Origin of the sequence: Cellulosimicrobium sp. SJTW-1 (assembly GCF_047716875.1) — a bacterium.
GTDB lineage: Bacteria > Actinomycetota > Actinomycetes > Actinomycetales > Cellulomonadaceae > Cellulosimicrobium > Cellulosimicrobium funkei.
The window spans coordinates 2,853,416-2,879,048 of sequence record NZ_CP136680.1 but is presented as its reverse complement, the minus strand read 5'-3'; the positions used below and the strand labels follow the sequence as shown (position 1 = coordinate 2,879,048).

Annotated in this window: 14 protein-coding genes; 13 read left to right on the top strand and 1 reads right to left on the bottom strand. The window is 73.3% G+C overall.

Features of this window, described 5'->3' with window-relative positions; translation table 11 throughout:
• The first annotated feature begins 216 nt into the window (after positions 1-216).
• The 11 genes from RSE42_RS13085 to RSE42_RS13035 all read left to right on the top strand — a co-directional run bounded on the left by RSE42_RS13085 (position 217) and on the right by RSE42_RS13035 (position 21,750).
• Positions 217-5,202: a ThuA domain-containing protein gene (locus RSE42_RS13085; RefSeq protein ID WP_415296547.1), complete on the top strand. Its 4,986-nt coding sequence runs from the start codon at positions 217-219 to the stop codon at positions 5,200-5,202.
• Positions 5,203-5,458: 256 nt separating this feature from the next.
• Positions 5,459-6,256, top strand: a complete 798-nt coding sequence (locus RSE42_RS13080) for a hypothetical protein (RefSeq protein WP_144722670.1) — start codon at positions 5,459-5,461, stop codon at positions 6,254-6,256.
• Positions 6,257-6,296: 40 nt separating this feature from the next.
• Positions 6,297-7,298 carry a sugar phosphate isomerase/epimerase family protein gene (locus tag RSE42_RS13075; RefSeq protein ID WP_021483379.1) on the top strand — a complete coding sequence of 334 codons (1,002 nt, stop codon included), beginning with the start codon at positions 6,297-6,299 and terminating at the stop codon, positions 7,296-7,298.
• Between the two features lie 224 nt (positions 7,299-7,522).
• Complete coding sequence (locus RSE42_RS13070) at positions 7,523-8,770, top strand: Gfo/Idh/MocA family protein (RefSeq protein WP_415296545.1); 1,248 nt, start codon at positions 7,523-7,525, stop codon at positions 8,768-8,770.
• The gene (locus RSE42_RS13065) at positions 8,767-10,425 is read left to right on the top strand and encodes a sugar ABC transporter ATP-binding protein (protein ID WP_083711953.1); all 1,659 of its coding nucleotides are present in this window, start codon (positions 8,767-8,769) and stop codon (positions 10,423-10,425) included. Before RSE42_RS13070 ends, RSE42_RS13065 begins: the two co-directional genes overlap by 4 nt.
• Positions 10,422-11,468 carry an ABC transporter permease gene (locus tag RSE42_RS13060; RefSeq protein ID WP_085387595.1) on the top strand — a complete coding sequence of 349 codons (1,047 nt, stop codon included), beginning with the start codon at positions 10,422-10,424 and terminating at the stop codon, positions 11,466-11,468. Before RSE42_RS13065 ends, RSE42_RS13060 begins: the two co-directional genes overlap by 4 nt.
• Positions 11,465-12,547, top strand: a complete 1,083-nt coding sequence (locus RSE42_RS13055; protein WP_415296542.1) for an ABC transporter permease — start codon at positions 11,465-11,467, stop codon at positions 12,545-12,547. Before RSE42_RS13060 ends, RSE42_RS13055 begins: the two co-directional genes overlap by 4 nt.
• A gap of 148 nt (positions 12,548-12,695) precedes the next feature.
• Positions 12,696-13,919 (top strand): substrate-binding domain-containing protein, encoded by a 1,224-nt coding sequence (locus RSE42_RS13050; protein WP_076406053.1) that lies wholly within the window; start codon positions 12,696-12,698, stop codon positions 13,917-13,919.
• Positions 13,920-14,104: 185 nt separating this feature from the next.
• Complete coding sequence (locus tag RSE42_RS13045; RefSeq protein WP_369824885.1) at positions 14,105-15,049, top strand: sugar phosphate isomerase/epimerase family protein; 945 nt, start codon at positions 14,105-14,107, stop codon at positions 15,047-15,049.
• A gap of 189 nt (positions 15,050-15,238) precedes the next feature.
• Positions 15,239-20,737: a ThuA domain-containing protein gene (locus RSE42_RS13040; protein ID WP_415296540.1), complete on the top strand. Its 5,499-nt coding sequence runs from the start codon at positions 15,239-15,241 to the stop codon at positions 20,735-20,737.
• 113 nt (positions 20,738-20,850) lie between these two features.
• A complete protein-coding gene (locus RSE42_RS13035; RefSeq protein WP_415296539.1) occupies positions 20,851-21,750 on the top strand; it encodes a hypothetical protein in 900 nt (299 codons plus the stop codon).
• Between the two features lie 112 nt (positions 21,751-21,862).
• On the opposite strand, the gene RSE42_RS13030 is transcribed toward RSE42_RS13035, so the two are convergent.
• Positions 21,863-22,537: a GNAT family N-acetyltransferase gene (locus RSE42_RS13030; protein WP_415296537.1), complete on the bottom strand. Its 675-nt coding sequence runs from the start codon at positions 22,535-22,537 to the stop codon at positions 21,863-21,865.
• A gap of 136 nt (positions 22,538-22,673) precedes the next feature.
• On the opposite strand from RSE42_RS13030, the gene RSE42_RS13025 reads away from it, so the two are divergent.
• Both RSE42_RS13025 and RSE42_RS13020 read left to right on the top strand, forming a co-directional pair.
• The gene (locus RSE42_RS13025; protein ID WP_415296535.1) at positions 22,674-23,474 is read left to right on the top strand and encodes a LamB/YcsF family protein; all 801 of its coding nucleotides are present in this window, start codon (positions 22,674-22,676) and stop codon (positions 23,472-23,474) included.
• Entirely contained in the window at positions 23,471-25,162 is a 1,692-nt protein-coding gene (locus RSE42_RS13020) for a 5-oxoprolinase/urea amidolyase family protein (protein WP_415296533.1), read from the top strand. Before RSE42_RS13025 ends, RSE42_RS13020 begins: the two co-directional genes overlap by 4 nt.
• Positions 25,163-25,633: the final 471 nt, after the last annotated feature.

The window sequence follows — 25,633 nt, the reverse complement described above, 5'->3', positions numbered from 1 at the left end:
CGGCCGCGCGCAGGTGCACGGCCGACGACCGGACGACGAGAGGAGGTACGACCGCCGCGCTGGCGGCGAGGAAGGTGCCCGGCGGAGCACCGAGACAGTCCGCCGACGAGCCCGGGACGGACGGCAGGCCGATGGCGCCGACCCGGCGGAGCGCAGCACAGTTCCCCATCTCGACGAGGAGACCTTGTGAGAAACGTGCTTGGAGGATCGCTCGCCATGAGGCGCACGGTCGCGGCAGCAGCCGCGGCGGCGATCGCTCTCCCCCTGACCATCGCGACGGCGGTGTCGGCCACGGCGGCCCCCGCCGCCGGGAGCGTCGCTCCGGCGGCTCCGGTCGCCGCCGCCGCCGACACCGCACCGTTCGACGTGCTCGTCTTCAGCAAGACCGCCGGGTTCCGGCACGGGTCGATCCCCGCGGGCATCGCGGCGATCCAGCAGCTCGGCGCGGAGAACGACTTCGACGTGACCACGACCGAGGACGCGGGAGCGTTCACGGACGAGAACCTGGCGCAGTACGACGCCGTCGTGTGGCTGTCCACGACGGGTGACGTCCTCAACGACGACCAGCAGGCCGCGTTCGAGCGCTACATCCAGAACGGCGGCGGGTACGCGGGCATCCACGCGGCGTCCGACACCGAGTACGACTGGCCGTGGTACGGCGAGCTGGTCGGCGCGTACTTCAGCAGCCACCCGCAGAACCAGGACGCGACCGTCAAGGTCGAGGACCACGCCCACGAGTCGACGGCGCACCTGCCGTCGCGCTGGGACCGCTACGACGAGTGGTACAACTACCGCACCAACCCGCGTGACACCGTGCACGTGCTCGCGAGCCTGGACGAGACGTCCTACACCGCGGGGTCGGGCGCGATGGGCGCCGACCACCCGATCGCCTGGTGCCAGGCGTACGACGGCGGCCGCTCGTGGTACACCGGCGGCGGCCACACGAACGAGTCCTACGCGGAGCCGGAGTTCCTCCAGCACCTGCTCGGCGGCATCCAGACCGCCGCGGGCGTCGTGCCGTCGGACTGCGCCGCGTCGCAGTCGGACAGCTACGAGGTCGTCTCGCTCGACGAGGAGACGTCCAACCCGATGATGCTCGACGTCGCCCCCGACGGGACGGTCTTCTACGTCGAGCGCGACGGGCGCGTCCGCCTCATCGACCCGGAGAGCAACCAGACCACGACGGCGATGACCCTCGCGGTCACGCAGGCCAACGAGGACGGGCTCACGGGCGTCGTCCTGGACCCGGACTTCGGGGAGAACGGCTGGGTCTACCTCTTCTGGTCGCCGCAGGACGTCGGGACGGACGGGCCGCACAACCGCGTCTCGCGCTTCACGTATGACGAGGCGACCCGGACGATCTCGGCCGCGAGCGAGGAGAAGGTCCTCGTCATCCCGACGCAGCGCGAGACGTGCTGCCACGCGGGTGGTGACATGGTCTTCGACGGCGACGACAACCTCGTGATCGTGACGGGCGACAACACCAACCCGTTCGAGTCGGCCGGCTACGCGCCGCTCGACGAGCGCGCGGGCCGCACGTCGTACGACGCGCAGCGCACGTCGGCGAACACGAACGACCTCCGCGGCAAGGTGCTGCGCATCCACCCGGAGGACGACGGCACGTACACGATCCCCGAGGGGAACATGTTCGCCCCGGGCACGGACAAGACGAAGCCCGAGATCTTCGCGATGGGCTTCCGCAACCCGTTCCGCATCGGCGTGGACCAGAAGACGGGCAACGTGCTCGTCGGCGACTACGGCCCCGACGCGCAGAACGCCAACCCGAGCCGCGGCCCGGGGAACACGGTCGAGTGGAACATCGTCGCGGAGCCGGGCTTCTACGGGTGGCCGTACTGCACCGGTGACAACGCGGCGTACATCGACTACAACTTCGCGACCGGCCAGTCGGGCCAGGCGTTCGACTGCGCCAACGGCCCCGTGAACGACTCGCCGAACAACACCGGCCTGACCCAGCTCCCGCCGGCCGTCGCGGCCGACGTCTGGTACAACTACGCCGGCAACCCGCTCTTCCCGGAGATCGGCGGCGGCGGCGCGCCCATGGGCGGCCCCGTCTACGACTACGACCCGGAGCTCGACTCGGACGTCAAGTGGCCCGAGTACTGGGACGGCAAGGCGATCTTCGGCGAGTGGAACCAGGGCAAGATGTACTCGTTCCAGCTCGACGGGGAGAACCGCGACGAGCTCGTCGACATCAACCGGATCCTGCCGAAGCACTTCGACCCCGCGGCGGGCTTCTACCGCGCGATGGACTTCGACTTCGGTCCGGACGGCTCGCTCTACGTCATCGACTGGGGCCAGGGCTTCGGCGGCAACAACACGACGTCGGGCATCTACAAGGTCAACTACGTGCAGGGTGATCCGACGCCGATCGCCCGCGCCAGCGCGGACGTGACCAGCGGCGCCGCGCCCCTCACGGTGCAGTTCTCCTCGGAGGGCACCCGCCACCCGGCGGGCGACCCGATCTCGCTGCAGTGGACGTTCGGCGACGGGTCCGACCCGTCGACCGAGGCGAACCCGGTGCACACCTACACCGAGAACGGCAGCTACACCGCGCAGCTCGTGGCGACCGACGCGAACGGCCAGACGGGCTTCGCGAACGTCAGCATCGTCGTCGGGAACCAGGCGCCGAGCGTGACGATCACGTTCCCGGACAACGGTGGCGTGTTCGAGTGGGGCGACCAGGTGCGCTACGTCGTCGAGGTCGAGGACCCCGACGGCGAGGTGGACTGCTCCAACCTGCAGATGATGACCGCGCTCGGGCACGACGCCCACGCGCACCCGATGGAGGAGCTGACCGGCTGCGAGGGCGTCATGCAGACGGCCCGCGACGAGGGCCACGGGCTCGAGGCCAACATCTTCTGGGTGCTCGAGGCGTTCTACACCGACGACGGCGGCGAGGTGGGCGTCCCGCTCACGACGAACTCGCTCCAGATCCTGCAGCCGAAGCTGCTCCAGGCCGAGTACTACACCTCGACGGGCCGGCTCCCCGGCTCGGCGAGCACCGGTGACCCGGGCGTCCAGACGGAGCAGACCAGCGACAGCGCGGGCGGCGGCCAGAACCTCGGCTACATCGAGGTCGACGACTGGTGGGCCTACGAGCCCATGTCGCTCTACAACGTCGAGGGTCTCGGCATGCGCGTCGCGTCGCCCTCGGGCGGCACGTTGTCCGTGCGCTGGGACGCGCCCGACGGTCCGGAGATCGGCCGGGTGACCGTGCCGAACACCGGTGACTGGCAGGCGTACACGATGGCGACGACGGCGATCACCGACGTGCCCGAGGGCACGGGGACGCTCTACTTCGTCAACGTGGCGGGCCAGATGAACGTCAACTGGCTCGAGTTCGACGGCCGCGGCGTCACGGACAACGTGCGCCCGACCATCGACACGTTCGAGGTCACCCCGACGGAGGGCACCGCGCCGCTCGAGGTCACGGCGTCGGTCACGGCGACCGACCCCGAGGACGAGGCCGTCACGTTCGCGTGGGACGCGGGCCTCGGCGACGGGTTCGTCGACGGCACCGACTCGTTCGCGGTCACGTACGACCAGCCGGGCACCTACCGGCTCCAGGTGCGGGCCACCGACGAGCGCGGCGCGTACTCGGTCGAGTACACGACGGTGACCGTCAAGGCGCCCGAGACCGGTCCGGGGCTCTGCTTCTCCGGCCGCTCGGACGACTTCCTCGGCACCGACCTGGACGAGGACCGCTGGACCGTGACGAACCGCGACCAGAACCTCGTCGTGCGCGACGGGCGCCTGGTGGTCCCCACGGCGACGCGGGACTTCTACGGCACGGACAACACGGCCGTGCCGAACCTGGTGCTCCAGGACCTCCCGGACGGACCGTTCACGGCCACCGCGAAGGTGACCCTGCCGGCCCGCCAGCAGTACCAGCAGGCCGGTCTGCTGATCTGGGAGGACCAGGACAACTACGCGAAGATGGTGCTCCAGGGCCGGTCGGCCGCTGCGGACCCGGCGACGCGGATCTTCCAGTTCATCCGTGAGGAGAACGCCCAGCCGAACGAGGTCAACGAGTCCAACTCGGCCGCGCTCGGTGCCGACTACCCCGACACGGTCTACGTGCGGTTCGTCAGCGACGGCGCGAGCCTCCAGGCGGCGTACTCGGCCGACGGCATCGACTTCACGACGATGCCGCAGACCAAGTCGATCGCCGACCTGGAGAACGCGAAGATCGGGCTCGTGGCCCTCAAGGGCAACAACACGACCACCCCGGTCGTCGACGCCGAGTTCGACTGGTTCCACATCACGCCCGACGACACGGCGGCGGCCCCCGGGCCGGACGACGAGTTCGACGGCGACGCCCTCGACACGTGCCGCTGGTCGATCGTCCGCGAGGACCCGACCGGCTACCGCGTGGCGGACGGCTCCCTGCAGATCGACACGACGCCCACGGACATCTACGGGACGGACAACCGCCCGGTGCCGAACATCGTGCTGCAGGACCAGCCGGGTGACGAGTGGACGATCGAGACCGTCGTCGACGGCTCCGCGTTCGACCGTCAGTACCAGCAGGGCGGTCTGATCGTCTACGGCGGCGACGACGACTACGTGAAGCTCGACTACGTGGTCGACAACCAGGCCGGCCAGGCGCGCAACGCCCGGATCGAGCTGCGCAGCGAGGTCGGCGGCGTGGTGCAGAACCCGCAGCCGCAGACGGGGAGCCTCGCCGAGTCGGTGTGGCACCTGCGCCTCACGCGCTCCGGTGACACGTTCACCGGCGCGTACAGCGCGGACGGCGAGACGTGGACCACGTTCGACGAGAGCGTGACCAACGCGCCCGCCGCGGACGCCAAGGTCGGTCTCTTCGCCCTCGGGGCGTCGGCCGACACCGGTGCTCCGGCGTCCTTCGGCCACTTCCGGGTGGTCGAGGACGAGGCCGAGCCGATCGCCGTCACCATCACCGCGGAGACGCGCTGCATGGCCGGCAAGGTGTTCGTCGCGGTCCGCGCGGCGAACGACGACACGGTCCCGCTCGCGATCACGCTCGAGACCCCGTACGGGTCGAAGCAGGTCGCGGACGTCGCGCCGGGTGCGAACGCGTACCAGTCGTTCGCGTCGCGCGCCGTCGCGGTCGACGCGGGCACCGTGACCGTGACCGCCACGGACGCCGAGGGGAGGACGTTCTCCGGGACGGCGGACTACGCGGCCCGGTCCTGCTCCTGACGAGCTCCGGCGGGTCGGTGCGCTGAGCACCGGCCCGCCGGGCACCGCGCTCGGCGCGCGGGCGCTCGGGCGTCCGGGCGGCCCATCGGCCGGGCCGACCGTACGCTGCCCGCACGACGAGCACGACGGGGACCTCCGGGTCTCCGGCCCCGGCGCCCGGGAACGGGCGCTCCGGCCCGGCGCCGGGGCACCCCGGGGGACCGGCGACGACCGCCGCCCCCCACCGCACACGGACCCACGACGAGGTGATGACCCGATGTCCCGTACGCCCCGCCAGCGCACCAGCCCCCGACCTCCGGGCGGCACGCGGCTCCTGCCGCTCCGCCGGACGACCGCCCCCGTGCGGCGCCGCCCCCGCGCGCTCCTCACCGCGGCGCTGGGCCTCCTGCTCGGCGGCGTGCTCGCGCTCGTCGGCGCGGCCCCGGCCGGCGCCCACGGCGGCGACGTCGTCATCTCGCTCGGCACGGACGGCCAGGGCGGCGTGTCCGCGAACCTCACCTGGAAGGTCGACGGCCACCCCGTGGAGGAGGCGGCCGACGTCTCGGTGACGGGGGAGTCCGCGGCCGGCGAGACCGTCGGCCCCCTCACGCTGCGGTCGGCGTCCGAGGGCGTCGGCTGGTACACGTCCGACCCCGGCGTCCTCGCCGACGGCAACTGGACGCTCACCGCCACGATCACCCACCCCGCCGAGGCCACCGCGACGGCGCAGGTCGACGTCGTGCCGTTGCCGGAGCCCGCCCCGCGCGAGGGCGACGACGCGGCGGCGCAGGAGGGCGGCGAGGCCGCCGGTGCGGAGGGTGACGCGGCGGGCGCCGACGCGGCCGGCGACGACGCCGCCGCAGGCGACGACGCCGCCGGAGAGGGCGCCGCGGGCGACGGCACCGCCACGGACGACGGGTCGACGAGCGCGCTCGTGTGGGTCGCCGTCGCCGTGGTCGCCGCGCTGCTGCTCGCCGCGGGCTACGTCGTCGTGCGGCGCCGCGCGCGCGCGTCGGGCACCGACGAGGCCGCGGGGGACACGCCCCGCCCCCTGACCAAGACGTCCGCCCGGTGACCCCGGGCACGAACCGAGAACGACCGAAGGAGACACGACCATGGCACGACCGATCACCCTCTTCACCGGGCAGTGGGCCGACCTGCCGTTCGAGGAGGTGGCACGCCTCGCGTCCGGCTGGGGCTACGACGGCCTGGAGATCGCGTGCTGGGGCGACCACCTCGACCCCTGGCGCTGGGACGACGACGAGTACGTCCAGGGCAAGCTCGACCTGCTGGCCAAGTACGACCTCAAGGTCTACGCGATCTCGAACCACCTCAAGGGCCAGGCGGTGTGCGACGACCCGATCGACCAGCGCCACCGCGACATCCTGCCGGACGTCGTGTGGGGCGACGGCGACCCCGAGGGCGTGCGCCAGCGCGCCGCGGAGGAGATGAAGCACACCGCGCGCCTCGCCGCGAAGCTCGGCGTGAAGACCGTCGTGGGCTTCACGGGCTCGGCGATCTGGAAGTACGTCGCGATGTTCCCGCCGGTCTCCCAGGAGGCGATCGACGCCGGGTACCAGGACTTCGCGGACCGCTGGAACCCGATCCTCGACGTGTTCGACGAGGTCGGGGTGCGGTTCGCGCACGAGGTGCACCCGAGCGAGATCGCGTACGACTACTGGACGACGGTCCGCACGCTCGAGGCGATCGGGCACCGCGAGGCGTTCGGCCTCAACTGGGACCCGAGCCACATGGTGTGGCAGGACCTCGACCCGGTGAGCTTCCTGTGGGACTTCAAGGACCGCATCTACCACGTGGACTGCAAGGACACGAAGAAGCGGATGCACAACGGCCGCAACGGCCGCATGGGCTCGCACCTGGCCTGGGCGGACCCGCGCCGCGGCTGGGACTTCATCTCCACGGGCCACGGCGACGTGCCGTGGGAGGACGCGTTCCGCATGCTCAACACGATCGGCTACGAGGGCCCGATCTCGGTCGAGTGGGAGGACGCGGGCATGGACCGTCTCGTCGGCGCGCCCGAGGCCCTGGAGTTCGTCAAGAAGTACGCGTTCGACGCGCCTGACGCGGCCTTCGACGCCGCGTTCTCGACCAAGTAGCACCGCAGTCTCCCCGTCGGCCGGCGTCGCCGGCCGGCGGGTGGGGGCAGTCCGACGCGCCACCGCCCCCGGTCGTCCCGACGGCCGGGGGCGGTGGCGTGCGCGCGTCCGGGCACGACTATGTGAGCCTTCACATTTGTTTTGCGGCCAGGGTTATCTAACCGTGACGGTCAATGTTCGGCTTTTGCTTGACCCTCGACATAAGTGCCCCTACGTTGTCATCCATGCGAGCCGACGACGTCGCGCAGGACGTGCGTACCCCGGTGCTGGAGCCGGAGACGCCCCTCCCGGGAGCGACCACGCCAGGGGCCTCGACCGCCCGAAGCACCTTCCCCGCCAGCAGCCCCGACGAGCTCGGGCTGCCCGCCGCCGGGTATCGCGCCGGGATCCTCGGCACCGGGTTCATGGGCGGGGTCCACGCCCGGGCCGTGCGCACGGGCGGAGGCCGCGTCGTGAGCGTCGCCGCCGCCGACCTCGACATCGCGCGCGCCGCCGCGCCGGGTCTCGGCGCCGAGCGCGCCGTCGCGACGGTCGAGGAGCTGCTCACGGACCCCGAGGTCGACGTGGTGCACGTGTGCACGCCCAACCACCTGCACGTCCCCCTGGCGCGCGCGGCGCTCGCCGCCGGCAAGCACGTGGTGTGCGAGAAGCCGCTCGCGACCGACGTCGCGGGCGCGGTCGAGCTCGCCGGCCTCGCGGCCGCGGCGCGCGAGCGGGACGGTCGCGTCGCCGTCGTGCCGTTCACCTACCGCTTCCACGCCATGGTCCGCGAGGCGCGCGAGCGCGTGCGCCGCGGCGAGGTGGGCACCGTCTCGCTCGTGCACGGCTCGTACCTGCAGGACTGGCTGCTGCGCGACTCCGACGACAACTGGCGCGTCGACCCCGCCCTAGGCGGCGCGAGCCGTGCGTTCGGTGACATCGGCTCCCACTTCTGCGACCTGCTGGAGTTCACGACGGGCCAGCGCATCGTGCGCCTCGTCGCGCAGTCGGCCACGGTGAACCAGCACCGTCGCGGCGCCGACGGCGTCGTGCACGAGGTCGCGACCGAGGACGCCGTGACGCTCCAGTACGCGACGGACGGCGGCGCGCTCGGCTCGGCCGTGATCTCGCAGGTGTCGGCCGGCCGCAAGAACCGGCTCTACCTGGAGATCTCCGGCTCGGAGTCCACCCTCGCGTTCGACCAGGAGCAGCCCGAGACGCTCTGGGAGGGCCGGCGCACGACGTCGCGCCTCCTCGTGCGCGACCCCGAGACGCTCTCCCCGGCGGCGGTCCGGTACTCGCGCCTCCCCGCCGGGCACGCGCAGGGCTACCAGGACTGCTTCGACGCGCTCGTCGCCGACACCGCCGCGGCCATCGGGGGCGCCGTCCCGGACGGCCTGCCCACGTTCGACGACGGCCTGCGCGCCGCACGGCTCGCCGACGCCGTGGCCACGTCGGTGCGCACGGGCGGCTGGGTCGAGGTCGCGTCGTGACCGCGACGACGACGCGCGAGCCGCGTCCCGCCGCGGGGGAGGGCGACGACCGGCCGCTCCTGCGCCTGCGCGGCATCGGCAAGGAGTTCTTCGGGAACTCCGTGCTGCGCGGGATCGACCTCGACGTGCGGCCCGGCGAGGTCCACGCGCTCGTCGGCGAGAACGGCGCCGGCAAGTCGACGCTCATGAAGATCATCGCCGGCGTGCACCGCCCCGACGCGGGCACGCTCGAGCTCGACGGCGAGACGACGACGTTCGCCTCACCGCTCGCCGCGCAGCACGCAGGCGTGTCGACGGTGTTCCAGGAGTTCAACCTCCTGCCCGAGCGGTCCGTCGCCGAGAACGTCTACCTCGGCCGCGAGCCGCGGCGCGCGGGCCTCGTCGACCGGCGGCGCATGCACGCGGACACGACCGCCCTGCTCACCGAGCTCGGCCTGACGGGGCTCGCGTCGTGGACGCGCGTCGGCTCGCTCTCCGTGGCGCAGCAGCAGATCGTCGAGATCGTCAAGGCCGTCTCCTACGACGCGCGGATCATCTCGATGGACGAGCCGACGGCGGCGCTCGCCGACCAGGAGGTCGAGCTCCTCTACGAGCTCGTGCACCGGCTCAAGGAGCGCGGCGTCGCGATCCTCTACGTCTCGCACCGCCTCAAGGAGATCTTCGACCTCTGCGACACCATCACGGTGCTCAAGGACGGCAACCACGTGCTGACGACGCCGACGGCGGACATCGACGCGGACCGCCTCGTGCGCACGATGGTCGGTCGCGACTTCGCGGGGTACTTCCCGGACAAGGACCCCGCGATCGTCCCGGGCGAGGTGCGGCTCGCGCTCGAGGGCGTCGGCAACACGCAGGTCGACGACGTGTCGTTCGAGGTCCGCGCGGGCGAGATCGTCGCGCTCGCCGGGCTCCAGGGCTCGGGGCGCACGGAGATCGCGCACGGCGTCTTCGGCATCGCGGGCTTCACGCGCGGCCGCGTCCTCGTCGGCGGGAAGCCGGTCGACGTGCGCTCGCCGCGCCAGGCGGTCCGCGCCGGCCTCGCGCTCGTCACCGAGGACCGCAAGGCCGAAGGGCTCGCGCTGGGCCAGTCGATCCTCGCCAACGCGCGCCTCGTGCTCGACGCCGTCGTGCCCGGCCAGGCCGACCGGCGCGCGAAGCGCATCCCGGGCATCCTGTCCTCGCTCGAGCTCGTCGCGAGCTCGCAGGAGGCCGAGGTCCAGTACCTGTCGGGCGGCAACCAGCAGAAGGTCGTCCTCGCGAAGTGGCTCGTCACGGACCCGCAGGTCATCGTGCTCGACGAGCCGACGCGCGGCATCGACGTGGGCGCCAAGCGCGCGGTCTACGACCTCATGCGCGAGCTCACCGCGAACGGCGTCGCCGTCCTGTTCATCTCGTCCGAGCTCCCCGAGGTGGTCGCCATGGCCGACCGCGTGCTCGTCATGCGCGACGGCCGCCTCGCGGGCGAGCTCCCCGCGGGCAGCGACGAGGAGACCGTCATGGCGCTCGCCACGGGCGCGGGCGAGGACACCTCCGGCGAGCACGTCCAGGTCGACCTCGGCGCCCTCGCCGACGCCGACGACCTCCCGGGCGCCGACCCCGGCACCACGCCCCGCAGCGCCCCGCACGCCCCCGACGGCCCGAAGGAGCACCGATGAGCACCGCGGTCGCGACCGCCGCCCCCACCGCGAGCCGCGCCCCCGCGCGCCGCCGCCGGCTGGGCTCGACGGAGATCGTCTACCTCGCCCTCGTCGGGATCCTCGTGATCGCCGGCGTCCTCGTGGCCGTGGGCGGCGGCAACCTGTTCAGCACGGCGAACACGGCGTACATGCTCACGCAGACGAGCCTCCTCGGCTTCGTCGCGATCGGGCAGACGTTCGCCGTCCTGTGCAAGTCGCTCGACCTGTCCGTCGGCTACGTGGTCGCGCTCAGCTCGATCGTCGGCGCGACGACCATGGCGGGCGACCCGTCACGCGTCTGGCTCGGCGTCCTCGCGGCGGTGGGCGTCGCGGCGGTCGTCGGCCTCGTCAACGGGCTCGTCATCGCGAAGCTGCGGGTCAACGCGTTCATCGCGACGCTCGGCGTCGGGCTCATCATCAAGGGCTACCTCGACACGCAGTTCAAGGGCCCGGCGGGGGAGGTGCCCGCCTCGTTCCAGATGTTCGGGTACACGCGTGTCGGGCCGGTCCCGGTCTCGACGATCGTCATGCTGCTCGTCGCGGCCGCGGGCGTCGTGCTCCTGACGCGCACCCGCCCCGGGTACCACATGTTCGCCGTCGGGGGGAACACCGACGTCGCGCGGCTCTCGGGCATCCGGACGGACCGGACGCTGGTCCTCGCGCACGTGCTGTGCTCGGTCTGCGCGGGCGTCGCCGGTCTGCTCATCGCCGCGCGCTTCGGCACCGGCAACGCGCTCGTCTACTCCTACGGTCTCGACCTCGACTCGATCGCCGCCGTCGTGCTCGGCGGGACGCTCCTCATGGGCGGGCGCGGCTCGGTCGTCGGGACGGTGGGCGGCGTGCTCATCCTCGCCGTGCTCGACACGGTGTTCAACGTGCTCGACGTCGACCCGTTCTTCAAGGACGTGCTGCGCGGCGTCATCATCATCGCCGCCGTCGCCCTGTACGCCCGGCGCCAGATCGACCCGGCGAGCAGCCGGGCCCGCTTCCGCCCGACCCGCACCGGAGGTGCGTCCGCATGACCACCGACACCACGCGCCGGACCATCCCGGCGCGCGCGCCGCGGGCCGGCTGGCTCGAGCGCCTCACCGCGGGCGGCAGCTGGACCGTGTTCGCTCTGCTCGTGCTCGTCTTCGCGGTCATCCTCGTGATGAACCCGTCGTTCGGCGAGCCCATGTCGCTCATGGCGTTCGTCAAGAAGGCCGCGCCGCTGGTCATCCTCGCGATCGGGCAGTACTTCGTCATCGTCTCGGGCGAGTTCGACCTGTCGGTCGGGTCGCTCGTGGGCGCCCAGGTCGTCATCGCCGCGAAGCTCATGGACGGCGAGGACTCCATGACCTGGCCCGTCATGGCCCTCATGATCGTCTTCGGCCTCGCGGTCGGGCTCGTCAACGGCCTCGTGACCACGCTGCTCAAGGTGCCGTCGTTCATCACGACGCTCGGCATGATGCTCGTGCTCTACGGCGCGATCCGGCTCTGGACGGGCGGCGCCCCCACGGGCGCCCTCACCGACGGGTTCCGGCAGTGGGGACGCGGGGGCATCCCCGACACCCCGGGCCAGTTCCAGGTGCCGTACGCGCTGCTCGTCGTCGTCGTGCTCGGCGTGGCCGCGGCCCTGCTCATGCGCCGCCCGTTCGGCCGCACGCTCGTCGCCACGGGCGACAACGACGTCGCGGCGGGCTACGCGGGCGGCTCGGTGTGGTGGGTGCGCACGCGCGCCTTCCTCCTCTCGGGCTTCCTGGCGACCGTCGCGGCGATCCTCATCGGCGGGTACGCCGGCGTCACCGCCCAGGTCGGGCAGGGCCTGGAGTTCATGGCGATCACCGCCGTCGTGCTCGGGGGCGTCGTCCTCGGCGGCGGGCGGGGGACCGTGATCGCCGCGATGGCGGGCGCGCTCACGCTCGAGGCGCTGTTCACCCTCTTCAACCAGCTGAGCCTGCCGTCGACGATCCGCCCCGCCGTGCAGGGCGTGATCATCATCGCGGCCGTCGCCTACGCCGCGCTGCCGCGCCGGTCGCGGCGCCGCGCGTCCGCCCCCGACGCCCCGCCGGCGGCGGGCCCGACCCCCGCACCGAAGGAGCCCGCCCCCGCGAACGCCTGAGCCCCGCGCGCCCGGCGACGACGCCCGCGCCCCTCCCCGCGCACGACCCCTGCCGGACCCCCGCGCACGGCCGTGCGGCAGCACCCGAGCTGTACCCCCTTCCCCGCACGTTGCGGGACGACGACGTCTCACCAAGGAGAAGAAGGACATGCGACGTACACGAGCACTCCTGGCCGGCACGGCGGTGGCCACGCTGTTCCTCGCGGCCGCCTGCACGACCGACACCCCCACCGACACGGGCGGGGAGACCTCGGCCGAGGAGAGCCCCGCGGGCGAGGAGTCCGGCGGCGCCGACTCCGAGTGGTTCGTCCAGGCGGACTACGACCGCCAGCTCGCCCAGCGCGAGGTCGTGCCCGAGGGCCCGGCCGACCAGCCGTGGCTCCAGGCCATCGAGCCCGAGTACGTGGACACGGCCGAGTTCGCGAGCGCCGAGGGCGGCAACACGCTGTGCTTCTCGAACGCGTCGGTGTCCAACCCGTGGCGCGTCACCGGGTTCATCACCATGCAGCAGCAGGTCGACGTCCTCACCGAGGAGGGCGTGATCGGCGAGTTCCGCGTCTCCGACGCCGCCGACGACGACAACAAGCAGATCTCCGACATCCAGGCGTTCGTCGCGGCGGGCGACTGCGACGCGATCATCATCTCGCCGTCGACCACCGCGACCCTCACGCCCGCCGTCGAGGCGGCGTGCGAGTCGGGCAAGCCCGTCATCGTGTTCGACCGCGGCGTCAACACCGACTGCATGGTGACGTTCATCCACCCGATCGGCGGCTACGCGTACGGCGCCGACGGCGCCGAGTTCCTCGTCGAGAACCTCGAGCCCGGCTCGAAGGTCCTCGCGCTGCGCATCCTGCCCGGCGTCGACGTGCTCGAGAACCGCTGGGCCGCGGCCGACAAGATCTTCTCCGAGTCGGAGCTCGAGGTCGTGGGCGCCGAGTTCACCGGCGGCGACGGGGCGAAGATCAAGGACATCGTCACGCAGTACCTCCAGCGCGGGGACGTGGACGGCATCTGGATGGACGCCGGCGACGGCGCCGTCGCGGCCGTCGAGGCGTTCGAGGACGCGGGCAAGCCGTACCCCGTCTTCATGGGCGAGGACGAGATGAGCTTCCTGCGCAAGTGGAAGGACACGGACATGACCGCCATCGGCGCCGTGTACTCCAACTTCCAGTGGCGCACGCCGATCCTCGCGGCGCAGATGATCTGGGCCGGCGAGCAGGTGCCGTCCGAGTGGGTCCTGCCGCAGTCGCCGGTCGTCGCCGAGGACCTCGACGCCTACCTCGAGGCGAACAAGGACATGCCGTCCCTGCACTACGCGAAGTTCGGCGGCGAGGACCTGCCCGGGTTCCCGGAGGCCTGGACCGACCGCTGACGCCAGCACCACCCCGGTCCGGCCGCGCGGCCGGACCACCTGGGGCCGCCCGGTCGCCGTCCGGCCGGCCGGGCGCCCTGCCCGCCCGCCCGACGGCGCGGCGTACCTCCCGCACGGGGGCGCGCCGCGGCGTCGGGCACGCGGGCGGGACGGCCGAGTGCTCGGACCCGACGAGAGAGAGCGACGTGGCTCTTCCCGGCCCGACCCCCGCGCACCGCGCGACCGACCTGCTCGCGCCCGACGGCGCGCCCGTCCCGGTGCGCCGGCGCGCGCTCGGCGTCAACACGTGGGTGTGGACGTCGCCCCTGACCGACGACGCGCTGCGCGGCATCGCCCCGCGCGTCGCGGGGTGGGGCTTCGACGTGCTCGAGCTGCCCGTCGAGAACCCGGGGGACTGGGACCCGGCGACGGCGGCCGCCGTGCTCGCCGACCACGGCCTCGCCGCGAGCGTCTCGCTCGTCATGGGCGAGGGACGCGAGCTCGTCGCCACGGACGCCGCGACGGTGCGCGCCACGCAGGACTACCTGCGCCACGTCGTCGACGTCGCGCGGACCGTCGGCGCCCCGGTGATCGGCGGCCCGGCGTACGCGTCGGTCGGGCGCACGTGGCGGCTCGGCCCGGCCGAGCGCGAGGCCACCTACGAGGAGCTCGCCGAGCACCTCGCCCCGGTCGTCGAGCACGCCGTGGCGGCGGGCGTCGTCGTCGGGCTCGAGCCGCTCAACCGCTACGAGACGAGCCTCGTCAACACCGTCGACCAGGGGCTGGAGGTCGTGCGGCGCCTGCCCGCGGCCGGCATCGGCCTCATGCTCGACGTCTACCACATGAACATCGAGGAGACGGACCTGCCCGCCGCGGTGGCGCGCGCGGGCGAGCGCATCGCGCACGTCCAGGTGTGCGGCAACGACCGCGGCGCACCCGGCACCGACCACCTCGACTGGCGCGGCCTGCTCGCCGCGCTCGACGCGACCGGCTACGACGGACCGCTCGTCATCGAGTCCTTCACCGCCGAGAACGCGACGATCGCCACGGCCGCCTCGATCTGGCGCCCGCTGGCGCCGACCCAGGACGCCATCGCCGTCGATGGCCTCGCCTACCTGAAGGGACTGATGCCCGAGCCGGAGAGCACGTAGCCGTAGTCGCAGACGACCGCCGGCGCCGGCACGCCGCGGGATGACGACCACCCTGCCCGGACGACGACGTCCGGGCCCGCACGTCATGCCCCTGGAGGCACCACGATGACTGCACGACGCCCACGCAGGGCGAGATCGGTCGCCGCACTGACCGTCGGGGCGCTCGCGTTCACGCTTGCGCCCGTCACGATGGCCGCTGCCGCGGACGACCCCGTCCCTGCGGACGAAGAGCACAAGGTGCTCATCTTCACCAAGACGACCCAGTTCCGGCACACCGAGGCGATCACGCAGGGCACGCCCGTGCTCGAGGCCGCGTTCGCCGAGGTCGGCATCGAGTCCGACCACACCGAGGACTCCTCGGTGTTCACCGACGACAACCTCGCGCAGTACGACGCCCTCGTCATGTTCCAGACGTCGGGCGACCCGTGGAACGCGGACGAGAAGGCCGCGCTCGAGCGCTACCAGCAGGCGGGCGGCGGCATCGTCGCCATCCACAACGCGACCGACATGCGCGGCAGCTACCAGTGGTGGGACGACATGATCGGCGCGCTCATGCCCGGTCACGCCGCCACGGGCAACAGCCCCGGCCTGCCCGGCACGGTCCGCGTCGAGGACCGCACGCACCCGTCGACCGAGCACCTGTCCCAGCGCTGGACGCGCGCGGACGAGTGGTACAACTTCTCGGCCAACGTCCGCGGCAGCGCGCACGTCCTCGCCACGATGGACGAGACGACGTACGACGCCGGCGGCAACAAGATGGGCTACGACCACCCGATCTCCTGGTGCAAGCCGTACGACGGCGGTCGTGCCTGGATGACGGGCATGGGCCACTTCGGGGCGCACTACACGCAGGAGCCCGACTTCGTGCAGCACGTCGTCGGCGGCGTGCAGTGGGCCGCGGGCCTCGTCGAGGGCGACTGCGGCGGCACCGACTGGGGCTCGTTCGAGAAGGTCGCGCTCGACTCCAACACGAGCGCCCCCTTCGGCATGGACGTCGCGCCCGACGGCCGCGTGTTCTACACCGAGCTCGTGCGCGGCCAGGTCCGCGTCTACGACCCGCGGACGCAGAACACGACGACGGCGCTCACCCTCCCCGTGTACTCGGGCGGCGAGGACGGCCTGCTCGGCATCGCGCTCGACAAGGACTTCGCGGAGAACGGGTACCTGTACCAGTACTACTCGCCCGCGAGCGCGAACGACTCCGACCCGGCGAACTTCTTCAACCGCGTCTCGCGGTTCACGGTGTCCTCGGACGGCCCGGGCGCGACCGTGATCGACCCGGCGTCGGAGAAGGTCCTGATGGAGATCCCGGCCGGGCGCCTGCCCGACGAGCCGGGCCACACGGGCGGCGGCCTGCTCGTCGACCACGAGACCGGTGACCTGTACATCGGCGTGGGCGACGACGTGAACCCGCACTCCGAGCCGTCGGGCGGCTACGCGCCGATCTCCGAGCGCGACGGCACGTTCCACGACGCGCGTGCGACGTCGGCGAACACGAACGACCTGCGCGGCAAGGTGCTGCGGGTCCACCCCGAGGACGACGGCACGTACTCGATCCCCGAGGGCAACCTCTTCGCGCCGGGCACCGAGAAGACGCTGCCCGAGATCTACGCGATGGGCTTCCGCAACCCGTTCCGGTTCACCATCGACCCGAAGACGGGCAACCTCGGCGTCGCCGACTACTCGCCCGACAACGGGTCGGACAACCCGGCGAACCGCGGCCCGGCCGGCATCGCCGAGTGGAACCTCATCAAGGAGCCCGGCTTCTTCGGCTGGCCCCTGTGCATGGGGAACAACGAGCCGTTCCGCGACGTCGACTACCGCACGAGCCCGGTCACGGTCGGTGACTTCTTCGACTGCGACGCCCCGGTCAACGACTCGGTGAAGAACACCGGCCTCACCGAGCTCCCCGCCGCGCAGCCGGCGGACCTCTGGTACGGCTACCAGCGCTCGTCGGTGCCCGGCGTCATCAACGCCGGCGGCGGCCTCGCGCCCATGGGCGGCCCGTTCTACGAGTACGACCCGGAGCTCGACTCCGACACGAAGTTCCCGTCGTCCTACGACGGCAAGGCCTTCTTCTACGAGTGGGCCCGGAACAAGATGTACACGATCGACCTCAAGGACCCCGAGGCCGCTCCCGGCGTGACCGACGTCGAGAAGGTCAACCCGTTCCTCCCGCAGGAGCAGTTCCTGGCGCCGATCGACTCGAAGTTCGGGCCCGACGGCGCGATGTACGTGCTCGACTGGGGCGGCGGCTTCGGCCGCGACAACCCGAACTCGGGCCTGCACCGCATCGACTACCTGTCGGGCTCGCGCTCGCCGGTGTCGAAGCCGGTCGCGACGCCGGACTCCGGCATCGCGCCGCTCGAGGTGTCGTTCGACGGGACCGGGAGCACCGACCCCGAGGGCGAGGCGCTCACGTACGCGTGGGACTTCGACGGTGACGGCACGACGGACTCGACGTCCGCCGCCCCGAGCCACACCTACACGGAGAACGGCGTCTACGACGCCCGCCTCACGGTGACCGACCCTGCCGGCAAGGTGGGCACGGCGACCGTGCCGATCACGGTCGGCAACACGCGGCCCGAGGTCGACTTCGGCCTGCCGCCCACGGGGTCGTTCTTCACCTTCGGCGACGACATCACGTGGGACGTGGCCGTGACGGACGCCGAGGACTCGCCGGACGGCGAGACCATCGACGACGAGCAGGTCATCATCCAGCCCGCGCTCGGCCACGACGCGCACGCGCACCCCTCCGAGCCGCTGCACGGCCGGACGGGCACGGTCGCGACGAGCCTCGGCGGCGGCCACGGCGAGGACATGAACGTCTTCTACGTAATCGACGCGCGCTACACCGACCGCGGCGGCGTGGACGACGTCCCGGCCCTCACCGGCTCGGACACCACGCTCATCTTCCCGAAGAAGCGCGAGGCGGAGTTCCACGCCGACTCCGACGGCACCACGACGATCCCGAGCCGGGACGTCGAGGGCGGCGGCTCGGTCATCACCGGGTCGAACGGGGCCTGGGCGTCGTACGACCCGGTGAGCCTGTACGGCGTGGAGGCGCTCACGCTGCGCGTCGCCGCGGCGGCCGAGGGCACGATCGAGCTGCGGCGCGACGCCGCGGACGGCGAGCTCCTCGGCACGGCGGAGGTCCCGCAGACGGGTCTCGGCACGTTCACCGACGTGACCGTGGACGTCACCGACCCCCGGGAGCCGTTCACGCTCTACGTCGTCTTCCCCGGCGCGGGCGAGCGTCGCCTCAACTTCGTCGAGGCCGACGGCAAGGGCGTCTCCGCCACCACGCGGCCGAAGGTGCGCATCACCGCGCCCGAGGCGGGCGTGCGCCTGGAGCAGGGCGAGATCACGGTCACGGCCAAGGCCGACGACACGGAGAACACGGTCACCGAGGTCGAGTTCTTCGTCGACGGCGAGTCGATCGGGACCGACACCGAGGCGCCGTACGAGGCCACGTGGGAGGTGACGGCGGACAACAACTACGAGCTGACCGCGGTCGCGACCAACGACAAGGGCCTCTACACGCGGTCCCGCGTCGTCGTGGCGCAGGTCGGCGACCTCTTCGGGGGCATGAAGACCTTCACCAACGCGAACGGGACGTTCGAGCAGCTCGCCGAGGGCAAGTACCTCATCACGTCGGGCGGCGCGAACATGTGGCAGGGCACCAACGAGTACTCGACCATCTACCGCGAGCAGGGCGCCGACGAGAACTGGTCGGCGACGGTGAAGATCAACAGCCAGGGCAACTCGAACGGGTCCGCCAAGGCCGGGATCATCGTCCGCAACGACGTCACGCAGGTCGGGAGCTCGCCGGGCTACGCCGCACTGGGCATGCGCCCGAGCGGCGGCTTCGAGTGGCTCCGCGGCAACGCGGCCGGCCAGCTCGTCACGTCGTCCGCCGCGAGCTCGACGAGCTACCCCGCGTGGGTGCGGATCGTGCGCGACGGCGACCTGTACACGGCCTCCTGGAGCAAGGACGGCGAGAACTTCACGCAGATCGGGGAGCCCCAGGCCCTCCCGGGTGCGGCGTCCGTGCAGGACGTGGGGCTCTTCGTCACCGCGCACAGCACGTCGGCCACGAGCGCCGTCGAGTTCCAGGACTTCGTGTTCGACGACGACCCGCAGACCGGGGGACCCGGTGAGGAGACCCCGCCGCAGTGCCTCGCGCAGGCGTCGGACGAGTTCGACGGCGACACCCTCGACCCGCGGTGGACGGTCGTCCGCCAGGCCGACGGCAAGCCGATCACCGTCGCCGACGGCCACGCCGTCCTGCCGGTCGTGCAGGGCGACATCAACGAGGCGCAGACCGGGCCGATCAGCTACCTCGGTCAGCCCGCACCCGCCGGCGCGTGGACGCTCGAGACGAAGCTCGACGTCCCGCTCGCCCGGCACTGGCAGCACGCCGGCCTCCTGGTCCACGTGACCGACGACGAGTACACGAAGCTCGCGTTCACGAAGAACCAGAACGGCAACCGGTTCCTCGAGTTCCAGACCGAGACCGGCGGCGCCCGCACGTGGCACGGCCAGACGAACGTCGCCGGGGACTTCCCGACGTCGATCCACCTGCGCCTCGTCTCGGACGGCTCCGCCATCACGGCCGCGTACTCGGCGGACGGCCGGACGTGGACGGCGCTCGCGGGCTCGGCGCCCGTGAAGTCGGGCGCGACGTTCGGCGTGATGGCCGGCGGCGACACCGCGGCCGCCGACTCGGTCGCCAAGGTCGACTACGTGCGCGTCACGGGCGACGGGTCGGACGACGGCGAGCGCGAGCCGAGCGACGAGTTCGAGGGCGACGCCCTCGACGGCTGCCGCTGGGACGCGGTCGTGCGCTACGACGGGTCGAAGGTCGCCGTCGCCGACGGCGAGCTGCGCATCACGACCCAGCCGGGCGACATCAACGCCGACAACAACGACGACCCGCGCAACTTCGTCCTCCAGACGGCACCGGAGGGCGACTGGGTCGTCGAGACGCGGTTCAAGGCGCCGCTCGTGCACCGGTGGCAGCTCGCGGGCCTCATCGCGTACGGCGACGACGACAACTACGTCAAGGCCGACGTGCTCGCGAAGAACGCCCCGGGCGCGGCTCTGAACCTCGGCGCCGAGCTCGTCTCGGAGAAGGGCGGCCAGTTCGGCAACGGCGGCAACCGTCAGCTCGAGCTCGCCGACTCGACCGAGTCGGGCTACTGGTACCTGCGGCTCGAGAAGGTGGGCAGCACGTACCAGGGCTGGGTCAGCGACGGCGGGGTGAACTGGACGCCGCTGGGCGACCCGGTCACCAACGACGCGGCGCTGACGAAGGTCGGCCTCATGGCGATCGGCCCGGAGCAGGAGACGCCGGTCACGGTGGCGTTCGACTGGTTCCGTCTCACGACGGACTCCGAGCCCGAGCCCACGGTCGACGTCGAGGTCACCGCCTCGGCCCGCTGCCTCGCGGGCAAGGCGTACCTCGCCCTGCGCGCGACGAACGCCGACGAGGCGCCCGTCGCGGTCACCCTCACCACGCCGTTCGGCTCCAAGGAGTTCGGCGCGGTCGAGGTGGGCGCCAACGCGTACCAGTCGTTCGCGTCGCGCGCGACGGCGTTCGAGGCGGGCACGGCGACGGTCACGGCGACGCTCGGCGACGTCACGACCGAGATCGAGGTGCCGTACGACGCCGTGAGCTGCGGCTGACGGCGGGCCGGTGACGGGCGACCCGCTCCCGTCACCAGCCACCACCTGCGCCGGCCCGGCCCGCGGGCCGGGCCGGCGCGCCCGGCGGGACGACCACAGGACAGGAGCGACAGGTGGCACAGCGCACCTCGGCACGGACGCCGACGACCCGGACCCCGGCGGGAGGAGCCCGGGCGGGCTCCGGCCGCACCGGCGGCCCGACGACGCCCGCACGCTCCCGCCCTGCCGACCGGGGCGGTGCCGGCCGCCCCGAACCCCGGCCACCGGCGCGCGTCCGCGCGCGCCGGTGGTTCGTGGGCCTCGACCCGTGGCGCCGCGTCCTGCTCGTCGTCGGCGCGCTCGCGCTCGTGGCCGTCGTGGTCGCGGCGGTCGTCGCGCTCACGCGCGGCGGCTCAGCACCTGACGAGGAGGGCTTCACCGTCGACCCGGCGCGCGTCGCGGAGCTGGAAGCGGCCGAGGAGGCGCGCGACGCCGAGAACCTCGTCGCCTCGATCGACCACGCCCGGTACCTCCAGACCGAGCTCGTCCCCGTCCTGCACGGCCTCCACGCGGTGCTCCCCGTCGACGGGTCGAGCGCTGTCCCCGCGGACCCGGCGGACGTCACCGCGTGGCGCGCGACCGTCGACGGCCTCGTCGCCGAGACGGAGGCGCTCGCGAGCGGTTCCTCCGAGCACAACATCGTCCGCAACGGGATGCTCACGTCGCTCGAGCTCGTCGGGGACGCGCTCGACGCCGTCGGGCTCGCCGCGAGCGCCGACCCCGCCGCGGCCCCGGACCTGTACGCCCTCGCGGGCGACCTGCGCACGCGCGCCGTCGAGACGTGGGGCCTCGCCGCCGTCCAGCTCGACCTGCGCTCGACCGCCGGCGGCCAGGGCCACGTCCACGTCTTCCTGCCCGTCCACCCCGACGACTCGCTCGACGGGGGCCTCGGCCTCAGCCACACGGGCGGTGACGAGGGCGGCCACGAGGGCGACCACGAGGGCGCCGACGGCGAGGACGCGCACGACCACTGAGCCGACCGACCACCGTCCACCGGACGACCGCGGCCCGCACGGGCCGCCCACCGACCTCCCGGTCGGGCGCCCTCCGGGGGCCAGGCCGAGCCCGACCGGGAACTCCCGTCCGTCAGCGGCGGGGCAGGGCCATGACGACGTCCGCATGGGTCTCCCCGCCGACGACGTACGTCCGGCCACCCACCACGGCGAACCCGTGCTTGCGGTAGAAGGCCTGGGCGCGCGCGTTGTGCCCGTTCGTGCCGAGCCAGAGGGGGAGCCCGGGCCCGAGCAGCGCCGCGGCCCCCGTCGTCGCGGTCATGAGCACGCTCGCGACGCCCGTGCCCTGCGCGGCGGGGTGCACGTAGATCTTCGACAGCTCCACCGCCTCGCCCGGCCCGACCGCGGCCGCCACGTCCGGGTCGTCGGGGAGGCCTCGTGCCAGCAGCGCGTACCCGAGGGGGCCGCTCGGGGCCTCGGGCGACCCGGCGTCCGTCTCCACGGTGCCTGCCGACGTGCCCGCCGACGTGCTTGGCGACGTGTCTCCCGACGCGCCCGCCGACGTTCCTGCTGAGGCGCCGGGCGACGCCGCCTCGACGAGCAGCAGCGCGTGCGCGGCGCTCGCGGCCCACGCGCGGAACCGGTCGGGCGAGAGCTGCGTCGCGACGTGCTCCGCGATCGCGTCGGGCGACGTGCCGGGCGGGCACGCGAGCGGGAACGTGAGCGCGGCCAGGTCCGCGAGCGCGGCGGCGTCGGCCGTCGTCGCGCGGCGCACGGCCGTCGTGGCGGTGGTGGTGTCGTCCGGCATGCCAGGAAATCTACGCCCGCGGTCTCCGCCCACGGCACGGTGGGCACCGCGGTGGCGCAGCGGTGGCGCACCGGTGGCGCACCGGTGGGGTCCGCGGCGGAGCCCGCCGAGCGCGCGTCCCGGGCATGATGGACGCGTGACGCGCATCGACCTCAACGCCGACCTCGGCGAGGGCTTCGGCCGCTGGACCCTCGGCGACGACCAGGCCCTGCTCGGCCTCGTGACCAGCGCGAACGTCGCGTGCGGGTTCCACGCGGGCGACGCGACGACCATGCGGACCGTGACGCGGGACGCCGCCGCGCGCGGGGTGCGGGTGGGCGCGCACGTGAGCTACCGGGACCGGGCGGGCTTCGGGCGGCGGTTCATGGACGTGGACCCCGGCGAGCTCGCCGACGAGGTGCTCTACCAGCTCGCCGCTCTCGACGGGTTCGCCCGGCTCGCGGGGGACCGCGTGCGGTACGTCAAGCCGCACGGCGCGCTCTACAACGCCATCGTCCACCACGAGGCGCAGGCCCGGGCCGTCGTCGACGCGGTGCGCGCCTACGACCCCACGCTGCCCGTCGTCGGGCTGCCCGGCTCGGCCGTGCTGCGGCTCGCGGACGCGGCGGGCCAGCCCACCGTCCGTGAGGCCTTCGCCGACCGCGGCTACCTCCCGTCGGGCGAGCTCGTCCCGCGCGGGGAGCCGGGCGCCGTCGTGCACGACGGCGACGAGGTCGCCCGGCGCGTCGTCCGGCTCGTGACGACCGGCACGGTCGAGGCCGCGGACGGCACGTCGCTGCGCGTCGAGGCGGACTCGGTGTGCGTCCACTCGGACACCCCCGGGGCAGTCGGGCTGCTCGGGGCGCTGCGGACCGCGCTCCAGGAGTCCGGGGTCGTCGTGCGGCCCTTCGTCGACGCCCCGCACGGCGGGTCGGCGGGCGCGGACGCCGTGCCGTGACGACCGGAAGGTCGCCCGCTCCCGGGTCACCGGTCCGCGACGCGGCCGACGGCCCCGACGGCGAGGTGACGGTGCACGCGTTCGGCGAGGCCGCGCTGCTCGTCGACCTGCCGGACCTCGCCGCCGTGCGCGCGCTGCACCGGGCCCTGGGCGACGCGCCGCCCGGCGTGGTCGACGTCGTCCCGGCCGCCCGCACGGTGCTCGTGCGCTGCGCGGCGCCTGCGGACGTCCCCGCCGCCCGGGCGTGGCTGCGCGCGGCGGCGCGGCGCGCGTCGACGACCGGCCCCACCACCCGCGTCGGGGAGCTCGTCGAGATCCCCGTGCGCTACGACGGCCCCGACCTGGACGACGTCGCCCGCTGGGCGGGCCTGAGCGTCGAGGAGGTCGTCGCGCGGCACCACGGCCGCGAGTACGAGGCCGCGTTCGGCGGGTTCGCGCCGGGCTTCACGTACCTCTCCGGGGTCGATCCCGCGATCGCCGCCCCGCGCCTGGCCACCCCGCGCACCCGCGTCCCCGCCGGCTCCGTGGCGCTCGCGGGCGGGCTCACCGCCGTCTACCCGGGGGAGTCCCCGGGCGGGTGGCGCCTCCTCGGCAGCACGGACGCACGGATGTTCGACGTCGACCGCGACCCGCCCGCGCTCGTCGCGCCCGGCGCGCGCGTGCGGTTCGTGCCGGTCCGCGCGGCCGTGACCGCGGGCGTCGGCGCGCTCGTGCCGCCGCGGAGGGAGCAGCAGCACGGGAGTGCGGGGGCGCCGCGCGTGCAGCCCGCGCAGGACCGGGCCACCACCGCCTCGCCGCCGGGCCCGCGCGCCCTGGAGGTGCTCGCGACGGGTCCCCTCGCGCTCGTCGAGGACGCGGGGCGCCCGGGGCTCGCCGCTGTCGGCGTCGGGCCGTCGGGAGCGGCCGACCGTGCGTCGTACGCGCTCGCGAACCGGCTCGTGGGCAACCCGGACGGTGCGGCGGCGATCGAGGTCACCCTCGGCGGTCTCGCCGTGCGGTTCGCCGGCGGGGCGGTCGTCGCGCTGGCGGGGGCGGCGGTCCCCGCCAGCGTGGACGGGAGCCCGGTCGGCATGCACACGGCCGTCCGGGTGCCCGACGGCGGGACCCTCCGCATCGGCCTGGCGGCGCGCGGTCTGCGCACCTACCTCGCGGTGCGTGGCGGACTCCGGCCGCCCGCGGTCCTCGGGTCGCGCGCGCGGGACGTGCTGGCCCGGCTCGGCCCAGGACCCCTGCAGCCGGGTGACGTCATCGCGGTGGGGGCAGCGCCGTCGGGCACGTGGCCGTGGCCCGACGTCGCACCGGTGCGGTTCCCGCCCGGCGAGCCGCGTCCGGGCGAGCGGGCGGGCGCGGTGCTCGAGGTGCTGCCCGGGCCGCGGTCCGACTGGTTCCTCCCCGGTGCGGGGCACGCGCTGCGCGCGCTGCGGACCGTGTCGCCGGACAGCGACCGCGTCGCCCTGCGGCTCGACGGCCAGGCGGTGCCCCGCAGGCCCGGGGAGCTGGCGTCCGAGGGGCTCGTCCGCGGCGCGGTCCAGGTCCCGCCCGACGGGCGTCCCGTCGTCTTCCTCGCGGACCGCCCGGTCACCGGGGGATACCCCGTCATCGGGGTGCTCCGCGAGCGGGACGTCGACCGCGCGGCCCAGCTCCGACCGGGAGACCGCGTGATCCTGCGGCTCGCGACGACGGTTTGAGCGCGGCGCCGGGGGAGCGCGGAAGAGCGGGGCCGACGGCCGCACGTCGTGCCGTGCGGCGAGCGGCGACGTCCCTGTGGGCCGGGTCACCGGGGAGCGGCTTGACCATGCCGCGCGGGGCCGCGTAATGTTCTGGATGTCGGCCCGACAGGGAGGAACAGACACCGCCTCGAACGATCGAGGGTGGCTGGTCCCGGGGTCGAAACCCTTCCACCGCATGGCGTAGAGTGTTCTCTGCCCGCGACGAGGAAGACCACGGTGACTGGACCACGGCGAACAGCCGGGGTTGAGGAGCCGGGGACAACCTGGTAAGGTTGAAGGGTTGCCCCAAGCGAGGTTCTGCCCGGTCGGGTGGTGCTGAGTTGGTGTGCGTCGGTTGTTTGAGAACTCAACAGTGTGCTTGTTAGTCAATGCCAAATTTTTGTCCCTGTGGCATGGCTGGCCTGGTTGCCCGTCCGGGTGGTTGGGTTG